This is a genomic window from Oleiphilus sp. HI0117 (assembly GCF_001635235.1).
The window spans coordinates 1-726 of the sequence record NZ_LWGA01000171.1 but is presented as its reverse complement, the minus strand read 5'-3'; the positions used below and the strand labels follow the sequence as shown (position 1 = coordinate 726).

The window sequence follows — 726 nt, the reverse complement described above, 5'->3', positions numbered from 1 at the left end:
CCCTCTTGCTTTAGCGCAAGGTAGAAAAGTTATCGTTTCTACCGCTACAACCGCTTTGCAAGATCAGGTCATGAGCAAGGACCTACCTGAGCTAGCGAAATACTCCGGCCTTGATTTCAACTATGCCCTGGCAAAAGGTCGGGGTCGTTACCTTTGTCTGAGCAAGCTGGATCAACAGCTTGATAATGCCAATAGCGATACTACTGCGTTACCGCTATTTCTAACCCAGGAAGATAGCGTTTCTACCGATAAATCTGAGCTAGAGGTGTATCTATCTAAATACGCTTCAGGAGCTTGGGATGGCGACAAAGATACCTGGGAAAGCGTGATCGAACCTGAAGTTTGGCGCAGTCTATCGACTGATAATCAGCAGTGCAGCAAGCGCCGTTGCAGCTATTTTAATTCTTGCCCTTATTATGAAAGCAGAAAGACCTGGGACAATGCTGACATTGTCGTGGTTAATCATGATCTTTTGTTATCAGATCTGGCTTTGGGTGGTGGCGTTATATTGCCAGCACCCGAGCAGTCTATTTTGGTACTGGATGAAGGGCACCATTTGGCAGATAAGGCACTCAATCATTTTACGGTTCAAGGCGGTCTTAAAAGTACCGATAACTGGCTCAAGGTGCTTAGCAAAGCAATGGTGGAGCTTTCACCTTATTTATCGCAGGGTAATTTTCTTCACAAAAATATTGAGGATATTTCCTTGGTATCTACTCAGCTACA

Annotated in this window: 1 pseudogene; it reads left to right on the top strand. The window is 45.0% G+C overall.

Annotated features, from left to right (window positions below):
- Window positions 1-70: 70 nt before the first annotated feature.
- A pseudogene (locus A3757_RS02235) lies at window positions 71-726 on the top strand (ATP-dependent DNA helicase DinG); the annotation flags it as partial.